The organism is Streptomyces oceani (genome assembly GCF_001751245.1).
Taxonomy (GTDB): Bacteria; Actinomycetota; Actinomycetes; order Streptomycetales; family Streptomycetaceae; genus Streptomyces; species Streptomyces oceani.
In genome coordinates, this window is record NZ_LJGU01000069.1 from 1 (window position 1) to 887 (window position 887).

The following is an 887-nucleotide window of genomic DNA, read 5'->3' on the forward strand; positions in this document are numbered from 1 at the left end:
TCGTGGAGATCGGCCCGGACGGCACCCTCACCGCCATGGCACGCGGCTGCGTGGACGAGGAGGGCCTGGCCTTCGTGCCGTTGCTCCGCAAGGACCGGCCGGAGGGCGACGCCCTGGTAGGCGCCCTGGGCCGGCTGCACGTGCACGGGAAGTCCCCGGACTGGTCGGCGCTGTTGCCTGAGGCGCCCACCTCTCCCGACACGGACCGGATTGACCTGCCGACTTACCCCTTCCAGCGCGAACGCTACTGGCTCGACGCCCCCTTCGTCTCCCGCGCCTCGGACGGCCCGGACAGCGCCCTGTACGCGGTGGACTGGACCGAGGTGCCACTGCCCTCCGAGGACACGGAGAGCGCTCGCGCCGAGGTCGCCGTACTCGGCCGTACGCACCCGGACCTCGCCGCCCTGAGCGCGTCCGTCGCGCAGGGCGCCCCGGCGCCCGGAGTCGTCGTGTTGCCCTGGCCACAGGACTCGGACGGGCAGCCCACACAGCCCGCCACCCATGAGCCGGCCACCGTGCACGCCGCGCTCGCCGAGGTGCTGGCGGTCGTCCAACAGTGGCTCGCCGAGGAGCGGTTGTCCGGCAGCACGCTCGTCGTGCTCACCTCCGGCGCCGTCGCCGTGCCGTCCGACGAGGTGCTGTGCCCGGTCGCCGCGAGCGCCTGGGGGTTGCTGCGCTCCGCGCAGTCGGAGAACCCGGGCCGCTTCGTCCTCATCGACACCGACCGCCCGCGGGACCTCACCGAAGCCGGGGCCGAAGCAGCAACCGAGACCGCCAGCCCCGTCCTCCGTGCCGTCCGTGCCGGCGAACCCCAACTCGCCCTGCGCGCTGGTACGGCACACGCGCCCCGCCTCGTACGCCACACCCCCGGCGCGCCGCGCGAGGAC

General features: G+C 74.5%; 1 protein-coding gene. It reads left to right on the top strand.

The window, feature by feature from the left end; all coding sequences use genetic code 11:
* The coding region (locus AN216_RS28895; protein WP_420855671.1) for a SpnB-like Rossmann fold domain-containing protein at positions 1-887 on the top strand (887 nt) is incomplete at both ends.